The organism is Rubripirellula amarantea, assembly GCF_007859865.1.
GTDB lineage: Bacteria > Planctomycetota > Planctomycetia > Pirellulales > Pirellulaceae > Rubripirellula > Rubripirellula amarantea.
In genome coordinates this window covers 523140-541043 of sequence record NZ_SJPI01000003.1, presented here as the reverse complement: position 1 = coordinate 541043, position 17904 = coordinate 523140, and the positions used below count along the sequence as shown (strand labels likewise).

Sequence of the window (17904 nt, the reverse complement as noted above, 5' to 3'; positions counted from 1 at the left end):
CGGATAACGTGCCGAATTTGCTGGTCACCTTGAACGAAGTTGACCAGTCGTTATCCTTGCAGCGACTAAGATTCACCGCTGATGTTGATCGAATTACAATTCGTTCTCATACTCATCTTGCAACCATGGGGCTGTGGCGGAACTGGCAGACGCGCTGGATTTAGGATCCAGTTCCTTTACTGGAGTGCAGGTTCGATTCCTGTCAGCCCTACTTTGCAACACGCGAAAGACTCACGGCGAAAGCGGTGAGTCTTTTTTTGTGGACTGATTTTCTTCATAGGATCCTTCGCTTACATGGAAGGTCTTGTCAGCGATCACCTTGCCGTCGTGTTCCAACGTCATCCGCCAGTCACCAAGCTTATCGGCAATCGGTTCCCAAATCGTATCACCGAGATAGAACTGCCAATCGTTTGATTTGACGTAGACGATGCCTTCAAAGGGGGCGCGTACTTTTCCATCGCTATCGCGAATTCCAGGGTGGTCGATGCAGTATTGAAGCGATTCGTTTTTCGCATTCTTGATGGAAACGATAAAGCCAAATTCAATGTCGACGCGGGCTGGGATTTGCGTTGTCTGTTCCTGAAACGATGGCAGGTCCTTTGATTCGGAAATCCACTTGGTGTAGATGCCGTGGGTGATCATACGGAATTCAGGTTTTCGTCTCGCCATGTTTCCTAATGTGACGCGATCACGCTCAAATTTGAACCCGGTGATCGTTTCAATCGCCTCAACAAATCAGTGGCATTTCCGTGATCGGTTGCCTCTACCCCTAACCTGCTTCGTTGATAAGTAGCTTTTCCCGATCAGTGCGATTTTCATTCGGTGCACTGGCTTTTTCGTTGCCGTTTAAGGATGCGTGCTGCAACGTATGTTTGATCTTCACTGGTCTGTCGATCCAGACGAACCATCTGTTCACGATGACACATTTCTAAACATCGGAGAAAGCGAGTTTGCATTGGGCCTGGTCAGTGCAATGGTTGAAGAGGACATCTCTGCAACGATTCGCCAAGAGTCGCAAAAGACACCCGGTTTTCACTGCACTAGAAAGTGAATTCATCGCAGTACCATCGCGCGCTCGCAATCTGCCGAGCGACTATCCTGTAACACAACCAACGTTCGCGGCATGGTATACCTAAGAAGAGTCTCCGTTGCCGCAACAGCGTGAATTTGTCGATGGGGTTCTTGATACTCCAAGACGCTCACGTGTGTTCACCGGCATGCTGGGATCCCATGAGTAGACGTGCGACGAAACGAGAGCTTGGGTCATGAACTACCTCCGAACAACGAGATATTCACTCACGCTACTTCTCACGTTGACTTATTCAACTTTGGGAATCGGTGGCGAGAACGCACCAAGCACCGGAGAACCGACGGCCGAGCAGATACGTTTCTTTGAAACAAGCATTCGTCCGTTGCTTTCCGATCATTGCTACGAATGTCACAACGACGAGACGTCCGAGGGCGATCTACGATTGGACTCGCTCTCGGGCATGTTGACCGGTGGCAAGGCCGGACCAGCGGTGGTTGCGGGCAAACCGCAAAGTAGCTTGATTGTGACAGCGATCAGTTATCGTGACAGCGAATTACGGATGCCACCGGAAGGCAAGCTGTCCGATCAACAAGTCGCCGACCTGACTCGATGGGTAGAGATGGGCGCTCCGCATCCCGATCGTGGTAAGGTGAAAGTTGCTCTTCCCAGAGGAACTGTTGATCTCGCAGCCGGACGCAAGCATTGGGCGTTTCAACCGCTCAACGATTCAACGATGCCACGTTCGGATGAGTCCGCTAATACGTTAGCCAACCCGATCGACGCTTTCATCGGTGACCAGTTGGATCGCAACGAATTGATTCCGCTTGGTCGCGCTGACAAGCGAACTTTGATACGGCGTGCGACCTTCGATCTGATCGGACTGCCTCCGACGCCCGAAGAGATCGAGGCCTTTGTCGCTGATGAATCGGAAACTGCGTTTGATGTTGTCGTCGACCGACTGCTCAATTCGCCTCACTACGGCGAACGGTGGGGACGCCACTGGTTGGATGTCGCTCGCTATGCAGATAGCAATGGGTTGGACGAAAATGCCGCACACGGGAACGCATGGAGGTATCGCGACTATGTCGTGCAGTCTTTCAACGAAGACAAGCCGTACGACCAATTTGTCGTCGAGCAGCTTGCTGGTGATCTGCTCGATTCCGGTGACAATTCGGAATTGAGACATCAACGTTTGATAGCGACCGGTTACCTGTTGTTAGGTCCGAAAGTGCTCGCCGAAGCCGACGAACGCAAAATGGAAATGGACATCGTTGACGAGCAGATCGACACGATCGGTCGAGGGTTGATGGGAATGACATTGGGTTGTGCTCGTTGTCACACGCACAAGTTCGATCCTATTGAGCATGCGGATTACTACGCGTTAGCGGGAATTTTCAAAAGTACTAAGACGATGGAATCGTTCAAAACCGTCGCTCGTTGGAACGAGGTCTTGATCGCTGATTCCGATGAGATGGCTCGCAAGAATGAGCACGAGCGGATCGTCACCGAGGCGAAGCAGAAGATCGATACTCGAATCGCAGCAGCGAAACGCGAACTCACGCCGACCAAGGGCGAGACAGTCCCCGAAGATATTGAGAAACGATTTCCTGAGGCCACGCGATCGGAGTTAAAGGAGCTGCGTGATCAACTCGAGCAACTTGAGGCATCGGCACCAGAGATGCCGACGGCCATGGCGGTTGTAGACGGCGTCGTGGCTGATGTTGCCATTCATATTCGTGGCAGCCATCTCACACTAGGTGAGACCGTCCCTCGCCGATTTCCGCGGGTGTTTGCGAAAGATGCTCAGCCATTGCTTCCTAGCGACAGCAGCGGCAGGCTTGAGTTTGCTCGTTGGCTGATTGACGAGGATCACCCACTTACCGCCCGCGTGATGGTCAATCGCATTTGGCGTTGGCACTTTGGCAAGGGTTTGGTTCCCACCGTGGATAACTTCGGACTGCGCGGTGAACCGCCGACTCATCCAGAATTGCTCGATTGGTTGGCCGTGCAGTTCATCCAAAACGATTGGTCGATCAAATCGATGCACCGTTTGATCATGTTGTCTGAAACGTATCGGCGTAGCAGCAGCTTTGACGCCAACAATGCAAAGGTCGATAGTGACAACCGATACTACTGGCGATGCGATGTCCGGCGACTTGAAGCGGAGGCGATTCGGGATTCTCTTCTCGCTGTCAGCGGCACGCTCGACCGAACAATGGGTGGGCGACTGCTCGCAACACCAAACCGAGAACTCGTTTTCAATCATACTTCCACGGACACGTCGAATTACGACACTCGGCGACGGTCCATCTACGTGCCCGTGATTCGAAATCATCTGTACGACATGTTTCAGTTGTTTGACTACGCGGATGCCAGCGTGTTGAGCGGAAATCGCAACACGAGCACGATCTCACCGCAAGCATTATTCCTGATGAATTCCGAGTTCATGACCAGCGTGTCGAACTCGATGGCCGAGCGTCTTTCCGGTGCTGATGTGGATCGTGATCAACGCATCGCTCGACTGTTTAACGAAGCGTTCGGGCGTTCGCCAACCGAAACGGAAGTTCAACAGGCCAATGACTTCTTGGCGCAGTTTCAAACTGAGGGAAACGAAGTCACCCCGAAACATGCGTGGCAGGCTTTGTGCCAGGCGATCGTTTCGTCCAGCGAGTTCGTGTATGTCAAATAATCGCCCGGAGGAATCATGATGAACTTGACAAGACGACAACTGCTGTCGCAATGCTCCGCCGGGTTTGGCTCGTTGGCACTCGGATCGTTGCTGGCCGATGAAGGTTCCGCTGCGAACTCATCATTCGCCACTCACTTTCCCGCCAGAGCTAAACGCATCATCTTTCTGTTCATGAAAGGTGGCCCCTCCCAAATCGACACGTTTGATTACAAACCGCAGTTACAGAAAGACGATCAAAAGCCGTTGCCGTTTGATAAGCCGCGTGTCCAATTCGCGCCGACCGGTGACTTGCTCGCTTCGCCCTGGAAATTCCGCCGGTACGGCGAAAGTGGCATTGCCGTTAGCGAATTGTTTCCGCACGTTGCTAAATGTGTGGATGATTTGTGCATTATCAATTCCATGCACGGTTCCAATCCGGCTCATGGTGGTGCTTGTTTGAAAATTCACACCGGCACTGACACGTTTGTTCGGCCCAGCATGGGTGCTTGGGTGTCGTATGGGCTGGGTACTGAGAACGAAAACTTACCGGGTTTCATCACCATCTGTCCCACGCTCGCCCATGGAGGCACGAAGAACTGGAGTTCTGCGTTTTTGCCAGCCAGTCATTCAGGAACACCGCTGGGGAACGCGAGCCAGTCGTCGGAACAGGCCCGCGTTAAGTACATGCACAACGCTCAGATGTCGAGGAAGTCGCAGCGGATGCAGCTTGATATGACTCAGACGTTGAACCAGAGTTTCCTCGACTCATCAGGCCCAGACGCAGAGCTTGAAGCTCGGATCGCATCATTTGAATTGGCGTTTCGCATGCAGACTGAGATGCCGGCGGCGCTAGACCTCGCCGCAGAGACCAAGTCGATGCATTCTCTTTATGGAATCGACGATCCGATTACGGCCGACTTTGGTCGCCAATGCTTGATGGCTCGCCGATTTGCCGAACGTGGCGTTCGTTTCGTTCAGGTCACGCATAGTAATACGGACGTCCAATGGGATCAGCACGGCAACCTTCGCAAAGGTCACCAGCAAAATGCATTGGAAGTCGACAAACCAATTTCTGGCCTGTTGCAGGATCTCAAATCACGCGGGCTGTTGGACGACACGTTGGTGTTATGGGGCGGTGAGTTTGGTCGGACTCCGACTTGTCAGGGCACTGGTCATGACGGCCGTGACCACAACCCCGAAGGATTCACAATGTGGATGGCTGGTGGCGGTGTTCGTGGCGGAATTCAATACGGCGCGACCGATCAGTACGGTTACTATGCGGTCGAAAACAAAGTCCATGTGCACGACCTGCACGCGACTCTGCTGCACTTGATGGGACTCGATCATGAGCGTTTGACATTCCGTTATGCTGGTCGTGACTTTAGGTTAACGGACGTTGCAGGCCATGTTGTCGATGGGATCTTGTCTTGACGACTAACGACCACGTTAAGGACCAGAACGCGATCGAACGTCATGCGCGATTGGCATTGTTAGCACTCTTGGTTGTATCCATCTTGGTCAACTACATCGATCGCGGTGCGTTGTCAGTTGCGGTGCCAGACATTGAAGTCGAATTTTCGATGACACCGTCACAGAAAGGATTGCTGCTTTCGGTCTTCTTTTGGACCTACGCTTTGATGCAGCTTCCGGCGGGTTGGTTGGTAGATCGGTTGGATGTGAAGTATGTTTACGCGGGCGGTTATCTGATCTGGACCATTGCAACCGCGATGACGGGGTTCGTAAACGGATTCGCGGCGTTGTTGGCCGCAAGGTTGTTGTTGGGAGTTGGCGAGAGTGCCGCTTATCCTGCTATTTCGCGATTGATAGTCGAGAGCTTTCCTGAGCAACAGCGTGGACTAGTCAATTCGTTGATTGACGCGGGAACAAAGATTGGCCCAGCACTTAGCATTCTGGCAGGCGGTTTGTTGGTCGACCAATTCGGATGGCGAGCATTGTTCATTGGCCTGGGTGTTGGCGGCTTTCTATGGCTACTGCCCTGGATGCACTATGTGCCGTCACGACCGAGGCAAAGCCACACCACCAAGAACGAGCAAACAAAGAATAGCCCGACGATCAGACGAGTTGCCATGAACCGATCGGTATGGGGCACCTCGCTGGGCATGTTTGCACTTGGATACGTTTGGTACTTTCTTCTCACCTGGCTGCCATCCTATTTGATGGATGCTCATGGATTGAATTTGAAGGAAACAGCCGTTCTGGCGGCGCTGCCTTTTCTCGCGATGGCAGCGTCCACGGTGTTTTGGGGATGGGCAGCGGATCGCTTAATCAAACATGGTCGTTCGCCAACGTTCGCTCGCAAGCTAATTGCTTTGGGTGGCTTCGCGATTGCCGCTGTTCTATTGGTGGCAGCGTCGCGGGTTGCGTCCTCGACTTCGTGCATCCTGCTGCTGATTGGTGCGTGCTGTGCACTCGGTATGTTTACGGCCAACGTGTGGGCGATGACTCAAACGATGGCTGGCCCCGCAGCGGGAAGCTGGACAGGAATCCAAAACTGCATTGGCAACATGGGCGGTGTCGTTTCACCGTTGGTTGCAGGATGGTCGGTTGAGCAAACGGGATCGTACAACACCGCGTTCTACGCGGCTGCTTGCGTGATGACTCTCGGAATCATCGCGTATTTGGTGTTGGTCGGACCAATCAAGGAAATCGATTGGCAGAGCGAAATATGAGCAATAACAAATCGTCAAATCACCCGGTGATCGAGTTATTAGCCGATCTGGTTCGAATCAACAGCGTCAATCCCAACTATGAAGGTGGCGTTCCCGAACTCGCCATGGCGGACTTTGTCGAACAGTACTTCCACGATTTGGGAGTGGAAACATGGCGACAACTCGTCTACCCCGATCGGCCCAATGTTATCGCTCGTATTCCGGGAAGAGATTCCAGCCGGCGAGTTGTGCTGGAAGCTCATTTAGATACGGTTTCGACGGTTGGGATGAGCATTGATCCTTGGATGCCAGAGATCCGCGACGGAAAACTATACGGTCGCGGTTCGTGTGACACCAAGGGAGGAATGGCAGCGATGATGCACGCGATTGCAACACTTGCGAAGGAAGGCGTCACTCCGCCGTGTGATGTTTTGATGGCTACGACGATCGACGAAGAATTCTCGTATCGAGGTGTAGTTGCATTATGTGATTCGCTTGATGCTGGGCCGGTCGATCCCGAGGTTCTGGAAAACGAAAGGACGCCTCGAAATCCACTCAGAGCCGACGCAGCCATTATCGCGGAACCTACGTTGTTGCAGCCGGTTATCGCCAGCAAAGGATTGGTGCGTTGGAAGATTGAGACACGAGGCAAGTCAGCACACTCCGCAAAACCACACTTGGGCGTCAACGCGATCGAGCATATGGCTCACATCATCGCAGCAATCGAGCGAGACACTCGCCGTCTTGCCGCAAGCCCGCATCCACTACTTGGTCCAGCCACATGCAACATCGGCGTCGTCCGAGGCGGCGTGCAAGTAAACTTTGTTCCCGACCGATGCGAGATCGAATTGGATCGGCGTCTGCTGCCGGGGGAATCTCGTGATCAGGTCTTGCAGCACTATCAACAAATCATCGATGTGGTTGCGACGAAGCATCCCGGTATGGATGTAGTCATGCATCCGCCAATGCTGAGCGATCGACCGCTGGAAACTGAGGCCACGTCGCCGGCTGTGCAAACGATGGTAACCGTGCTTAATGAACTGGGTCACGACGCAACGTTGATCGGCGTTCCGTTTTGTAGTGACGCCAGCAAATTCGGAGCGTTGGGAATTCCAAGTATGATTCTAGGTCCCGGCAGCATCGACCAGGCTCACGCTGCGGTGGAGTGGATCGAGTGTGAGCAAGTGATTCAGGCGAGCGAAATCTATCGGCAATTCCTGATTCAATTCTCGTGAACGTATGCAAGGCAAACAAATGATCAAACTTAATCGGCGGCAATTTCTAGGTGCTTCCGCGGCAGCGGCCGCATCGGCGGCGATTCCAAAACGACATTCGCTCGTTGCGGACGAAGTGGGCCTGTCGGATCCGGATACTCCCGCATGGATCGACGCGCACGTGCATGTGTGGACACCGGATACGTCGAAGTATCCGCTGAGCCCTCGCTTCGGAAGATCGGACATGCAGCCCGCCAGCTTCACGCCGGATGAGTTGTTCTCGCATTGCCGACCGGCTGGTGTGGCCCGAGTGGTTCTGATTCAAATGAGCTTCTACGAGTACGACAACACTTACATGATTGACGTCATGAGAAAGCACCCTGGTGTGTTTTCGGGAGTCGGCATTGTCGATCACAACGCCAGCGACTTGGCTGAACGTGTCACAAGTCTCGCCAGCCAGGGTGTGCGAGGATTTCGATTGCATTCACGTAGTGGTGCGAAAGGTTGGAGCAATAACTCGGGAATGACGACGTTGTGGCGATTGGCAGCCGAGCAAGGACTGGCGATTTGTCCGCTGATCAATCCAACTGACATTCCGTATGTAGATGAGTTGTGTAGTCAGTTCCCCGATACGACTGTGGTCGTGGACCACTTTGCTCGCATCGGCGTGAGTGGCACGATTGAACAAGAATCGCTCGATCAACTTTGTCGCCTATCACGATTCCCCAAAACGCACGTGAAGACGTCGGCGTTCTATGCCCTTGGTCGAAAACAGCCACCCTACACCGACTTGGTGCCAATGATTCGCAGGGTTGTCGACCAATTTGGCCCCGAGCGTTTGATGTGGGCGAGCGATTGTCCCTATCAAGTTCAAGGGGACCACACCTACGACGCATCCATTGGTTTGATTCGTGACGAGATAAGCTTCCTATCCGAAAGCGATAAGCAGTGGATGCTTCGCGATACCGCAGCCAAGGTGTTCTTTTGAATTCGCCCCTTCAATTGGCAACCATCGAAGACGTGGTCGCCGCCGAGTCTGTGATTCGGCGCCACATCTCCCCCGCACCATTGATTCGCTCGTATCCGCTCGAAAAGGAACTCGGATTGTCGAGCGATCGAAGAGTGTGGGTGAAGGATTACGGATGGACACCGGTGGGGTCATTTAAGTTGCTTGGCGCAATCAATTGGCTGGCCAACCATTTCAAGGAAATAGGTGACCGTCCCGTTGCGGCGCATTCGTCTGGTAACTTTGCATCCGGACTTGCGTTTGCAGGACATCAATATGGCAAACGTGTCATTATTGTGATGCCCAGTGACGCACCGAAGGTCAAGTTCGAACGCACTTATAGTTTTGGCGCGGACGTGCGGACGTACGACAAGTCAACCGATCACATCACAGGTGCGCGAGATCGTTTGACTCATGAAATTGCGGTTACCGAGAACGCCGTTGCGGCATCGCCGTATGACGACAGGCATGTAATTGCGGGAAACGGAGTAGGTGGGCTTGAGATCGCGCGCGAACTGAACCAGCAAGGTCGAAGCGTCTCTCATTTTTTGTGCGCGGTCAGCGGCGGGGGCTTGATGGCGGGACATGCACTTGCGATTCGCCACCACTATCCAAAGTCATCCATCATCGCCGTTGAACCAGTCGGAGCAAACGATTTTGGATTGTCTTTGGCAAAGGGTGAACGAGTTCGAGTGGATCATCCCGATAGTATCTGCGACGGCTTACTGTCATACGACGTTGGTCAGCATAATTGGCCCATCCTGCGCGAATGTGTGACGAGTGCCATTACGGTATCGGACGAAGAAACATGTTGCGCGATGAAGTGGATGGACGATCAACATGGGTTGCGCACCGAACCATCCGGCGCGATCACGATCGCTTCGCTGTTAGAAAAGAAGGTGAACCTAGACGGTGATGGTGACGTTGTCATCGTCTTGAGTGGACGTAACGTCGACGCCGTTGACTTTCAAAGGTGGACTGGCACCACTTCATAGATCACTGCATGCACCTAGCGATGCTTGTCGTGGAAAGTTTCAGGCCACCGAATTGGTTAGCTCATCGACAAGCAATGCGATTGCGGCGCTCGACATCGCGGTACTCATGCTGGGTAATCGAGATTCGATCGCCTTAGCGGATTGCGATGGAGCCAATGGGAGGTGAACGAATGCCGCACGCGTTTTCATTCCGAACGACTTTGCATAGTGCTGGCTCAAATACAACGCCGCGTTGCACAAGTAGGTGCCCGCGTGATGAGAAAGTTCGCACGGGATGCCCGCATTGACCAACGTGCTGACTTGAGCGGCTAGTGGTAGAGGTGAACGGTAGGCATCAGGAGCCCCGTTTATCAGGGGACTACCATCGCTGCGAACGTTCAAGCCGACCGCTTCGACTTTGATGATTGGCGAACCAGGGGATTGGCCGACATGAATGGCGAAATCAAAATCGCTTTGCAGATCTTTGCGAAGCGCGTCGCTCATTCTCGATAGGTCGACCGGATATCGTCGCGTGACAATCTCGGTAGCGCCCTCGTACCAATTGGTCAGGTCCATAAGCGCCAACCAACTTGAGTTCTCTGACCAGCGGTCGTAGGGTTCAAAAGCGGTCAGAAGTACTCGAGACACGGGGCAGTCCGGGGCGAAGGAACAGGAAATCCAGAGCCGATATAATAATCGGTAACTCGCCGCGGGTTGGAAATTCCAGGCTGAATTCAGGGCCTATTCGAGTGTCTCCAAGAGTTTCGTGACGATGATCGCCGTTTTTCGTACCGGCGCCTTGCTAGTCTTTTGCAGGGTCTTTATCAGTCGGTTCGCTAGTGTTGTCGCTCTTCGATTCCGGCTGCACTATTTTCGCCGGCAGTTCTTTTCCTTCGGGAATGAACTTCATCGAAATTGAGTTCACGCAGTGGCGGACGTTTTTGGGCGTCAATTGCTCGCCTTCGAACACGTGCCCAAGGTGACCGTCACAGTTCGCGCACACAATTTCTACTCGACGTCCATCAGCGTCTGGGTGACGAGCGACAGCGCCCTTAATCTCGTCATCAAAACTAGGCCAACCGCAGTGACTAACGAACTTGTGCTTGGCGTGGTACAGCGGCGCGTTGCATCGGCGGCAAATGTAGGTGCCGGGATCTTTGGTCAATGTCAAACCATGGTCCCCGGGACGCTCGGTTCCCTTCTCAAGAATCACATAGGCTTCCTCTGGGGTGAGCGGATTGAATGGTCCGACAATCGTTTTCACAACCTGCGGTTCGACTGAATCAGATTTGCTCATGGCATTGGTCTCGGCATTGACTTTGGAAGCGGGGGTCACTGCGGTTTCACTGGAATCAACCTCGTCGCCGGCATGGCAGCCCAATGACGCAGTCGCAACGCACAGAGTGATGACTAATAAGCGTGCGATGCTACGCGGTGATCGAGTTTGTGAGGGCCGGTGCAGCAATCGAGACAACATAACGAATCTTCCAAGATGAGTGCATGACGTGACGCTTCGAAGTTTAACGACTCGTGCAAAATGCGTCACGTGAGAAACAATGGTGGTTTCATGGGTAGGCAGCGTTTCCCTTGATGTTCCCAGTCTTAGGTGGATTTAGTCACGGCGGCACACGTCTCGCGACATGTCTTGAACCCACATGCAGCAAACCACCCTGCAGTAAACCACCATGCAGCAAACCAGGATGCAACGCAGCGACCCAAACAAGCAACCCCAAGGCATTGACGACAACGAGTGGCCGGGGCGCATCCTATGCAAAAAAAATCCCGCCTGCCGAGACCAAGGTAATCTCAGCAGACGGGGCTGTGCTCGCGTTTGATCAAGCAATCACAAGGAAAGTTGACGAAGCGAGTGGGGGTGACCGCCGCAATTGCAGAGGCCCGCCGACATGCTAACGGTGTTCACCCCGTTGGCTAATACAGCATAAATCCACTTGCTCACCTCCTTTAAAAACATGGTTAACGATCCTCCGTTCCAGGTGCCAACCAGAAGGGAATGAGGACCGCATGAAAGGGGTCAATCGCAGCGCGTTACCGCGATCCGACAGTCACATTATCGTTGCAGATCCAGAACCCGGCAAGAGAAATAATTCTCACTCGCGAAGTTCTGAATTTGGCTCTGCAACGGTAAAGTCACCGATAAGACCCAAGATTGTTAACAGGGTTCGCCAAATTTTCAAAAAAAGATTGTTTCAGCGGACAATCCGAACTCACGACTATTTCGGCTGTGGAGGATCTATTTCGTAGTGCAAGATGACCATGATGTCGCTGCCGGCAAACGAGTTTAGCGGGCCTTGGCCGCTGCTAGATTGAGAGGCCAAGTTTCCATTGACCGACAAAATCCTGGCTCCACTCTTTCTCATCCAGCGGTTGATCTGGTGTTCCATTTCTGGAATTTCGGTGTCCACGAATTTGAATATCTTGATTTGCTGCATGGTGGCCGCTTGAGGTTCTTAATGTAGATAGTTTTGAGAAGTCGTCATCATACCTCAGCGAGGCAGCCCGGACATTCGTGGCTCCGTTGTCGATTCTGCTTTGCTAATTTCGATGGTCTCAGAATCAATCGGCCGTAGCAGAATGCCAGTGTCAGTAGTCGGCTCCCAGCGTCGTAGGGTCACCTCGTCAATCATGACTTCCCCAGCGCCGATCAATTCAAACATAACGCTGACCTCGCTTTCGCCTATGGTTTGGCGATAGAGGCGTACCGGTGTCCAGTCTGCACGGCCGCGCACTAGAACTCCCATGGGTTGCCCACCGATCGTGTCGTAAACCAGCAGTCCTTGATGAGCTCCGCCAAATCCAATGGTTCGCACCATAGCATCAATGCGAATGGCGGTGCCCGCGGGAACTCGGACCGAAGGGCTGCGTATTTGGACGATTGTTCCTTCGTAACCACCTAGCATTTCATCTTCGGCAATCGGCGTTACGCTAGCCCGTAGAGCGCCAGGACCATCGTAGCTGCCGCGAGTTGCATGGGTTACTTCGCTGAGCGCCCGGTGTGCCATTCGACGCCCGAACATCCACCGCCCTGCGCCGATAAAGTCAGCAGAATCTAACGAGCCTGCGGAGAGTAGGTTGTCGCCCCAACCTTCATCATCCATCAATGGACGCCACAAGGATTGAACACTCGCTGCCCCCATGTCCATTGGCGGACTACTGGTCAAAATCGGCCAGTCAGGCATCAATGCTTCGGCGAGTTGCCAGCCGCTGCGAAGAGCCCAAGCATCGGCTCTTCGAGCCATACGCAAGCTCGTTGCCGAATCACCCGACCGGTACATCGGTTCCGCGTTTTCAAGGGTTTGCCTAGCGATTTGAATCAGGTTGGTAGGTCGAGGTGAAGAGTTCGCTCGCATTGCAATGGATTGATCCCAGTCGTTTTGTGTCTGTTGAACCGACTGCATTGCCAATTGCCAACGATCCAAACTTGCTTGCCTAGCGAATCGACTGCACTGTTGAGCCAGCCGCGCGCCGGTCGCCGGATCATCGCTCAACACCACCACCTCAACCACATCGGGTGACACGATCTCAAGGCTTGCGCCGGTGGGCGTAGAAACAGGTGAGACCCGTTCGGCAGAAAAGTTGGTTACCCGCCAAGCTGTTTTGGCAGCATCGGACGGGCTAAGTTGAATTTGAATGCTGTTGCCATCACCGGCTAATACCTCATTGCCACGCGTTGCACTGGAGGTCAGGATTAGCAAGTCCGTTCCGCGAGTGGTAAGGCGACCGCATTGAAAGGCTGCTCCGGTTACCAACGGCGCCGTTGTGGGGGTGGCCGTTGTTATCCAAGGTCCCAACATCGCAACCATTCGATTAACGTAGCTAAGCGAAGTTGCTCGTGTTTGGTCGATCGAAGATCCCGAGGCAAGTGATCGAGACGAGCGATAGATGATCGCGGTTGGCGTATTTTGCAGTGCACGCATCGTTTGCATCCACATCGAGTGCCAGCGAAATCCTTCAGGCATGGGAGCACCAATCGCAGAGGCTATCGATTCGACTTGGTGGACCATTGAATCAGGAGACATGCTGTTCACGCCGGCGGCAACCTGGATCCGGTCACCCACCCACCGCTGGCGACCATGCAGTTCCGCCACTTCTTCGCTTCCACGAATACCGCGTACTCTTGGCGGTAGGTCATGGATCATGGCGTCAAACATCGGCGCATAGCGTTGCCACGATTCGCTAGGGGCCGCAATGAGGGGGCGTTGCCAGCGTGAAGGAAAAACACGTAGTTGTTCCGACACTAACTTTGTTTCGTCGATTTCGCGCGAGTCCAAGGCTCGATTACTTCCGACGTACCAGCCGACCACCGGTTCTAACATCGCCTCAATCGACGGATCGGGAGTCGTGGGCGCAGGAGCATAAATCTTCATCCGCGTGCGGATCGCCTCTGCCAGAATCGCGGCATCGGGTGGGTGACGTAGAAGGACGGCATCAAAGCCAAGGGTGCGAACCCAACCTAGTGGTTCACCGTTGTGCTGAAGAACCTTCGTGATCTGTCCAAGCGGGAATGCAATCGGTGATGGAGTGAAAGCCTCGTCACCGCCTTGCAATGACCGACGGGATGCAATGAATTCCGAATCCGAACTGCGTAGATTGCCCATCACGATGCCAGCGTTGACGGGAACCAATCCGTCAACGCGAAGTTCATCGAGACGAATGGAAGTCTTGCCCGGCCCAGCGTACGCATTGACGATAACACCATCAACGTAAGCGTCACTTAAGTCTGCGATCGGCCCATACTGGCTTCGCAGCGCAACGTTCTTCAGTCGTAGTTGCTTTTCGATCATGCCGATTCCAAGCGATGCGTATTCGCCAGGTGTCGTGTAGCTGGCTCCGTAAACGATGGTTGACACCGGCCGCCGTGTTTCGGGGTCTTTCAAAAACGGATAGCGAATGCGTAAACCAACCGCCGCACCACTTCGAGCACTCATGATGGAGAGTGTTGCGTTTAAGTCGTCGAGTGGGCGCACCGGTTCGATTGGGTAAACCAGGATGGCCTCGCTGCCGCTCTTGGCAGTGAATGTGATCTGTTCACATGCGCCACCATCCACGCCGTCGGTAGGTAAGTTCTCGTGTTCGAGCACCCGCGCTTTGCAGTCGGAAGTGTCCAAGAAAAAACGCGGCGGAAATGCGTCTAGCGAATCGTAGATCTGTGCTTGGGCAACACCTGTAAACGAAAGAACGAGAAGCAATGCGAAGCTGGCGATGGGAAACCATGTGACCAGCGCTCGCGCAGTTTGCCAGGTCGTCACAGCCGACGCGTTCTCGGTTCGGTTCGTTAAGGTTTTGAACATTCAATCATTGACCAATAGAGGCCGACTCGGAACAATCCCACACATGCGACGCCCCGACGTGGTCGCGAGTGAATCGAAGCTTTGCTTTATTCAATTCGTGTCCGCCTCGATGCAAATCGGTCGTCCTGTCGGATTTCAGTTTTTGGAACCGGGGGGGTGATTCGGGCCGATCGCGATTCAAGAGTGTTTGGTGCATGCGACGTGGTGTTGATGAAAAGCCACATGAGGTCGCTAGCCAACATCACCGACGCAAAGTCTTTCCATAACAAGATTTACGTATCTAAGCCAAGAGAAATCTGGCTGTGATGCTCAAAAGCTACGTTGCATTAAAACCACCTTTGGTTTGGCATGCGTGAGCCGGAGAATTAGCGTAAGTCGTTGATGGCAAACGATTTCAGTGCGTTGGTAGGGTGCCGATAAGCGGATGCGGCACCACGAATGCAATGGATGGCAAGTTACCAAACACAATTCATCTTCTGACTGAGGGACGATCGCTTATGCAAAACGCCATGGGAACTACCGCCAAGATCAATGACGAAACCCCGATCGAATTGCAAGAAATGGCGAAAGCCATCGACGCATTGCCCGCTCGATACCGCGACGCCGTCGCCCCCGCATTGCAACGGGTGGTCGAATGCAGCACTCGCCGTCGTCGAATCTTGAACCTTGTTCAAGAGGCTCTTTCGCAACTACGACTCGATATGAAGTACCTGATTTTCGACCTCGAAGCGACTCGTCGCGAACGCGACCAATACAAGGAAATGCTTGAGCAAGGCGATAAGTAGAATCGCGGAAAAGCGAAGTCAGGATGCTAGCGACGCCAGCATCGTCACCGCCGAGCGTTGTGTGGGCCGTTTCAAACTTCGTGCTTTGATGATCGGAAATGATCATTAAGCACCCGCGACGAAAGCACTAGCAACATAAGCACTGGCAACATAAGCACTGGCAACGCAAGAACCGGTAACGCGACCACTAGTGTCCAAATGAGTCCTCGTTGAGTCCTCACCGAGTCCTCACGGCGATTTCTTGTCCCGAGAACCAAGGTGAGGCGTTCCCCTGCGGCCATGGATTCGACGAAAACGACTGACTTGGCGGAACCGCCTCCTATGAAAAAACGGTCGATCACACGCCGAGGGTGCTTGATCGTTTTGGCAATCATCGCGACGCTAGGGAGCATGTTGCTAATGCTTCCGTTTGGTGGCCTGAAGGGCCTCACCACGAATGTCGCCACACTGGATCCCAGTGCCAGCGATCCACGCTTGCACCCCATCGACGTTTCCACGCCGCCCAGCGAAACTGCCCAAGCGATCGCAAAATGGGTAGAGTCTGAGTCGTTATGGAAATTGGAGTCGTCTGATCAGGGAGGCGACCGTGTCACCATGCATCTTACTCGGACAACACGAGTCCTTAGGTTCGTGGACGACATGCACCTTGAACTGACGCCGACCGCAACCGGAACTCGAATCAGCGGCAAGAGTAAGTCGCGTGTGGGCAAAGGCGATCTCGGGCAAAATGCGCGTAACTTGATTGAGTTGCGCCGCGGCTTAGAAAATTTGGGAATTGAAGGCCAGTGAATCAAAAATCCGCAAAGTCAGCGATCATGTTTTCGAAGTCCACCGACGTTCGCATCGTAAACGCCAAACAACATCACTTGCCCGTGCAGATGCGAGTTCCGCTGAAGTTCGGTGCCGAGTCGGTCGACTCGGTCACTTGCTTGCGAGTCGAAGTCACGGTTGAAGATAAGGACGGTCGTCGTGCCACCGGTTGGGGTGAGACGCCGATGTTGGTCACCTGGACTTGGCCATCCAACACAATGACCTTTGCTGAACGCTATGAAGTGGTAAAGGACTTCTGCGATCAACTTGCCGAGGCTTGGTCAAAACTGGAAGTCACCGGGCATGCAATCGAAATTGGTCATCACTTCATCGAAAACGTGATGCCAGAATTGCTTGACGCTTTCAATCAGCAAAGATCCGTCAGTGATGAATCGCAGTTGCTGCCTCATTTGGCGGCTCTTGTATCTACCAGCGCTTTCGATATTGCTGCCCACGATGCTTTTGGCAAGCTGCATGATGTCGACATCTACAAGACATACAACGCTCAATACATGTCGCATGACTTAGCGCACTTCTTTGCTGAAGAACCAGATGCGAAGGAACGCTTCGGCGGAAAGTATCCGCAAGACTTCTTGGTCAAGTCGGCGCCGGATACTCTTCCCGTTTGGCACCTTGTTGGTGGACTCGACCCACTGGAAGATTCCGAGCTATCAGGTGACGAACCCGATGACGGTTATCCCGTGACGCTTCGCCAATGGATCAAGCGAGATGGGTTGAAGTGTTTGAAGGTCAAGCTTCGTGGCACGGACGCAGAATGGGATTACGATCGCATGGTCAAAGTGGGGCGTATGGCCCTGGAATTTGGTGTCGAAGCGTTATCCGCTGACTTCAATTGCACCGTTCATGACCCCGAGTACGTCAACGCAATCTTAGATCGCTTGAAGGCCGAACATTCCGAGATTGACTCGCTCATTTTGTATGTCGAACAACCCTTTCCGTACGACTTAGAAGCGTTCCGTATCGACGTTTCGAGCGTGTCGAAACGGAAGCCGTTGTTCCTGGACGAAAGTGCTCACGACTGGCGATTCGTCAGACTTGGTCAACAATTGGGTTGGACCGGCGTCGCTCTGAAGACCTGCAAGACTCAGACGGGCGCGCTGCTGAGTCTGTGTTGGGCGAAGTCTCATGGCATGCCGTTGATGGTCCAAGACTTGACCAACCCTATGCTGGCTCAGATTCCTCACGTTCGCTTGGCCGCTCATGCGGGCACCATCATGGGTGTGGAAAGCAATGGAATGCAGTTCTATCCCGATGCATCCTTGCCCGAAGCAGAGGTTCATCCGACGATTTATCGTCGAGAGCATGGCATCTTGGATCTATCGACGCTTAGCGGCCCCGGGTTTGGCTACCGAGTCGAAGAGATTGCTCGAGAACTCCCCAGTACGTAAAACGTTCTCTTGCCGCTTCGCTAGCGAGCT

Annotated in this window: 14 protein-coding genes and 1 tRNA gene; 10 read left to right on the top strand and 5 right to left on the bottom strand. The window is 53.5% G+C overall.

Going from position 1 to position 17904, the window contains the following annotated elements:
* Positions 1–127 precede the first annotated feature (127 nt).
* Positions 128–211 (top strand) — tRNA-Leu (locus Pla22_RS22015).
* Positions 212–231: 20 nt separating this feature from the next.
* Here Pla22_RS22015 and Pla22_RS22010 read toward each other — a convergent pair.
* Complete coding sequence (locus Pla22_RS22010) at positions 232–669, bottom strand: DUF3859 domain-containing protein (RefSeq protein ID WP_146516939.1); 438 nt, start codon at positions 667–669, stop codon at positions 232–234.
* Positions 670–1313: 644 nt separating this feature from the next.
* On the opposite strand from Pla22_RS22010, the gene Pla22_RS22005 reads away from it, so the two are divergent.
* Genes Pla22_RS22005 through Pla22_RS21980 form a run of 6 tightly spaced genes read left to right on the top strand, consistent with a single transcriptional unit; the run spans position 1314 to position 9582 of the window.
* The gene (locus Pla22_RS22005; RefSeq protein WP_242632256.1) at positions 1314–3719 is read left to right on the top strand and encodes a PSD1 and planctomycete cytochrome C domain-containing protein; all 2406 of its coding nucleotides are present in this window, start codon (positions 1314–1316) and stop codon (positions 3717–3719) included.
* Between the two features lie 18 nt (positions 3720–3737).
* Positions 3738–5129: a DUF1501 domain-containing protein gene (locus Pla22_RS22000; protein ID WP_146516937.1), complete on the top strand. Its 1392-nt coding sequence runs from the start codon at positions 3738–3740 to the stop codon at positions 5127–5129.
* A complete protein-coding gene (locus Pla22_RS21995; protein WP_242632255.1) occupies positions 5126–6388 on the top strand; it encodes an MFS transporter in 1263 nt (420 codons plus the stop codon). The genes Pla22_RS22000 and Pla22_RS21995 overlap by 4 nt, the downstream gene beginning before the upstream one ends.
* Positions 6385–7602, top strand: coding sequence for a M20 family metallopeptidase (locus Pla22_RS21990; RefSeq protein ID WP_242632254.1), 1218 nt, complete (start codon positions 6385–6387; stop codon positions 7600–7602). The genes Pla22_RS21995 and Pla22_RS21990 overlap by 4 nt, the downstream gene beginning before the upstream one ends.
* 19 nt (positions 7603–7621) lie before the next feature.
* Positions 7622–8569 carry an amidohydrolase family protein gene (locus Pla22_RS21985; protein ID WP_146516936.1) on the top strand — a complete coding sequence of 316 codons (948 nt, stop codon included), beginning with the start codon at positions 7622–7624 and terminating at the stop codon, positions 8567–8569.
* Entirely contained in the window at positions 8566–9582 is a 1017-nt protein-coding gene (locus tag Pla22_RS21980) for a threonine ammonia-lyase (protein WP_146516935.1), read from the top strand. The genes Pla22_RS21985 and Pla22_RS21980 overlap by 4 nt, the downstream gene beginning before the upstream one ends.
* Before the next feature lie 39 nt (positions 9583–9621).
* Here Pla22_RS21980 and Pla22_RS21975 read toward each other — a convergent pair whose 3' ends face one another.
* The 4 genes from Pla22_RS21975 to Pla22_RS21960 form a co-directional block, all read right to left on the bottom strand.
* Positions 9622–10209, bottom strand: coding sequence for a pyroglutamyl-peptidase I (locus tag Pla22_RS21975; protein ID WP_146516934.1), 588 nt, complete (start codon positions 10207–10209; stop codon positions 9622–9624).
* 154 nt (positions 10210–10363) lie between these two features.
* Entirely contained in the window at positions 10364–11038 is a 675-nt protein-coding gene (locus Pla22_RS21970) for a methionine-R-sulfoxide reductase (RefSeq protein WP_242632253.1), read from the bottom strand.
* A 754-nt stretch (positions 11039–11792) separates the two neighbouring features.
* Positions 11793–11984, bottom strand: coding sequence for a hypothetical protein (locus Pla22_RS21965; protein ID WP_242632252.1), 192 nt, complete (start codon positions 11982–11984; stop codon positions 11793–11795).
* Between the two features lie 81 nt (positions 11985–12065).
* Positions 12066–14870, bottom strand: a complete 2805-nt coding sequence (locus Pla22_RS21960; protein ID WP_146516932.1) for a hypothetical protein — start codon at positions 14868–14870, stop codon at positions 12066–12068.
* Positions 14871–15379: 509 nt separating this feature from the next.
* Between Pla22_RS21960 and Pla22_RS21955 the strand changes: the two genes are divergently transcribed.
* The 3 genes from Pla22_RS21955 to Pla22_RS21945 all read left to right on the top strand — a co-directional run bounded on the left by Pla22_RS21955 (position 15380) and on the right by Pla22_RS21945 (position 17874).
* Positions 15380–15655, top strand: coding sequence for a transcriptional regulator (locus Pla22_RS21955; RefSeq protein ID WP_242632251.1), 276 nt, complete (start codon positions 15380–15382; stop codon positions 15653–15655).
* Positions 15656–15976: 321 nt separating this feature from the next.
* A complete protein-coding gene (locus tag Pla22_RS21950; RefSeq protein ID WP_242632250.1) occupies positions 15977–16444 on the top strand; it encodes a DUF1499 domain-containing protein in 468 nt (155 codons plus the stop codon).
* Positions 16441–17874 (top strand): mandelate racemase/muconate lactonizing enzyme family protein, encoded by a 1434-nt coding sequence (locus tag Pla22_RS21945; RefSeq protein ID WP_207310454.1) that lies wholly within the window; start codon positions 16441–16443, stop codon positions 17872–17874. The genes Pla22_RS21950 and Pla22_RS21945 overlap by 4 nt, the downstream gene beginning before the upstream one ends.
* The last annotated feature ends 30 nt before the right edge of the window (positions 17875–17904 follow it).

Bases quoted from the DNA above. Each gene is read 5' to 3' on its own strand.
- Pla22_RS22010 (WP_146516939.1), bottom strand. From the start codon at position 669: ATGGCGAGACGAAAACCTGAATTCCGTATGATCACCCACGGCATCTAC.
- Pla22_RS22000 (WP_146516937.1), top strand. From the start codon at position 3,738: ATGAACTTGACAAGACGACAACTGCTGTCGCAATGCTCCGCCGGGTTT.
- Pla22_RS21990 (WP_242632254.1), top strand. From the start codon at position 6,385: ATGAGCAATAACAAATCGTCAAATCACCCGGTGATCGAGTTATTAGCC.
- Pla22_RS21985 (WP_146516936.1), top strand. From the start codon at position 7,622: ATGATCAAACTTAATCGGCGGCAATTTCTAGGTGCTTCCGCGGCAGCG.
- Pla22_RS21970 (WP_242632253.1), bottom strand. From the start codon at position 11,038: ATGTTGTCTCGATTGCTGCACCGGCCCTCACAAACTCGATCACCGCGT.
- Pla22_RS21960 (WP_146516932.1), bottom strand. From the start codon at position 14,870: ATGTTCAAAACCTTAACGAACCGAACCGAGAACGCGTCGGCTGTGACG.
- Pla22_RS21955 (WP_242632251.1), top strand. From the start codon at position 15,380: ATGGGAACTACCGCCAAGATCAATGACGAAACCCCGATCGAATTGCAA.
- Pla22_RS21950 (WP_242632250.1), top strand. From the start codon at position 15,977: ATGAAAAAACGGTCGATCACACGCCGAGGGTGCTTGATCGTTTTGGCA.